The sequence below is a fragment of the Salinimicrobium sp. CAU 1759 genome, assembly GCF_054482715.1.
This window is the reverse complement of sequence record NZ_JBTLRK010000006.1, coordinates 1-1452: the sequence shown is the minus strand read 5'-3', so window position 1 is coordinate 1452 and position 1452 is coordinate 1. Positions and strand designations below refer to the sequence as shown.

Here is a 1452-nt window from a genome sequence, read left to right as displayed (position 1 = left end):
AACACTACCAACTAAAGCGCCCTATTCAGACTCGCTTTCGCTACGGCTCCATCTCTTAAAGACTTAACCTCGCTGGCAACGTTAACTCGTAGGCTCATTATGCAAAAGGCACGCCGTCACCCCAAAGGGCTCCGACCGCTTGTAAGCGTATGGTTTCAGGATCTATTTCACTCCGTTATTCACGGTTCTTTTCACCTTTCCCTCACGGTACTGGTTCACTATCGGTCTCTCAGGAGTATTTAGCCTTAGCGGATGGTCCCGCCAAATTCATACAGGGTTTCTCGTGCCCCGCACTACTCAGGATACCACTATGGTTTATGATCTTTACCTATACCGGGCTATCACCGTCTATGGCCACTCTTTCCAAAGTGTTCTAGTTCATTACACAACCAATGTCGTGGTCCTACAACCCCATGCAGCCCGTAAGCTACATGGTTTGGGCTAATGCGCGTTCGCTCGCCGCTACTAGCGCAATCACTATTGTTTTCTTCTCCTCCGGGTACTTAGATGTTTCAGTTCTCCGGGTTCGCCCTCCTTGCGGAGTAACATACCTTCAGTATGCTGGGTTGCCCCATTCGGATATCTGCGGATCAACCTGTATGTGCCAGTCCCCGCAGCTTTTCGCAGCTTATCACGTCCTTCATCGCCTCTGAGAGCCTAGGCATTCCCCATACGCCCTTATTTAGCTTATGTGCTTTTACCTAATATGCTCTTGCAAGTTATGAGTTAAGAGTTCAGAGTTATAAATAACTCTTATTCCTTCCTCAAAACTTAAAATATAATTTGCTCTATCTATAATTTTACAACTATAGAAATTTTTATGTTTCTCGTATTCTTATTTTCCAATATGTCAATGAACTTTCTGTAGATGTGAGAGCTTAGACTTGAGATCTTAGACAAAAAATGTCTCAAATCTCATATCTCACGTCTCAAATCTTATGTGGTGGAGAATATCGGAGTCGAACCGATGACCTCCTGCGTGCAAGGCAGGCGCTCTAGCCAGCTGAGCTAATCCCCCGTTTTGTAGTTGGCAGTGGTCAGTATTCAGTAATCAGTATTAACTGTACTGCGTACTGCTTAACTGCGTACTGTAAACTGGTTGCCCAACTTCTAAAATTTCCTTCAATAATTCTCAATGAACTTCGTATTTCTACCCTCGTACTTCGTAGTCTCAGGCAGACTCGAACTGCCGACCTCTACATTATCAGTGTAGCGCTCTAACCAGCTGAGCTATGAGACTGCATCTAGATGTAAGACTTTAGATTTTAGACGTGAGATTTAATCTCTCTCATCTCATATCTCAATTCTAATATCTCATATCTATATTATAATTAAATTGACAGTGAATTAAGACCAGAAGCGCTCTAAACTTCTGTTTCAAGGCTCCTTATGTCGTAATTGCGTTTTGCCTATTAAGAGGCAAAATCTCTAGAAAGGAGGTGTTCCAGCCGC

The 1452-nt window shown here is 43.6% G+C and carries 2 tRNA genes and 1 rRNA gene; all 3 read right to left on the bottom strand.

The window, feature by feature from the left end:
- Positions 1-692, bottom strand: a 23S ribosomal RNA gene (locus tag ACXYMT_RS15185); the annotation flags it as partial.
- 249 nt (positions 693-941) lie between these two features.
- Positions 942-1018: transfer RNA gene (locus ACXYMT_RS15180), tRNA-Ala, on the bottom strand.
- 148 nt (positions 1019-1166) lie between these two features.
- Positions 1167-1240, bottom strand: a tRNA-Ile gene (locus ACXYMT_RS15175).
- Positions 1241-1452 lie beyond the last annotated feature (212 nt).